General features: G+C 69.4%; 3 protein-coding genes. All 3 read left to right on the top strand.

The genetic code is table 11. From position 1 onward, the window contains the following. Window positions 1–7: 7 nt before the first annotated feature. A complete protein-coding gene (locus AB0C16_RS40570; RefSeq protein WP_357691524.1) occupies window positions 8–94 on the top strand; it encodes a GvpL/GvpF family gas vesicle protein in 87 nt (28 codons plus the stop codon). Between the two features lie 3 nt (window positions 95–97). Beyond that, window positions 98–325 carry a gas vesicle protein gene (locus AB0C16_RS40565; protein ID WP_010983786.1) on the top strand — a complete coding sequence of 76 codons (228 nt, stop codon included), beginning with the start codon at window positions 98–100 and terminating at the stop codon, window positions 323–325. Then, the coding region (gvpK, locus tag AB0C16_RS40560; protein WP_357691522.1) for a gas vesicle protein GvpK at window positions 322–458 on the top strand (137 nt) is incomplete at its 3' end. The genes AB0C16_RS40565 and gvpK, both read left to right, overlap by 4 nt.

The following is a 458-nucleotide window of genomic DNA, read 5'->3' as shown; positions in this document are numbered from 1 at the left end:
CGCTCTCCTGGCGCGGACGCTCCGGAAACGGACCGGGGCGGACATCGAGCTGTCGGGGCCGTGGGTGCCCTATTCATTCGTCGGGGAGGTGTAGGCCGTGACACGCGACGTGGTGCCCTGGGACAGCCCCGAGCCCCTGAGCGGCCCCATCGGGGTGCCGCTCGTCGACCTCTTGGACCGCGTCCTGGCGACCGGCGTGGTGATCAGCGGTGACCTGGTCATCGCCATTGCCGACGTGCCACTCGTGCGGTTGTCGCTGCACGCCCTGCTGTCGTCCGTCAGCGAACGCGTTCCGGCGCCCTGGGCGGACGGAGGCCCGCTGTGACCGGTTCCCGGCTCGACCTGGACTCCGACCAGATGGGACGCGACCTCGTCGCCCTCGTCCTGACGGTGGTCGAACTCCTCAGACAGTTGATGGAGCGCCAGGCGATTCGCCGTATCGACCAGGGCGATCTCAG

It is taken from the genome of Nonomuraea sp. NPDC048916 (assembly GCF_040649575.1).
GTDB lineage: Bacteria > Actinomycetota > Actinomycetes > Streptosporangiales > Streptosporangiaceae > Nonomuraea.
This window is presented reverse-complemented; position numbering and strand designations above follow the sequence as displayed.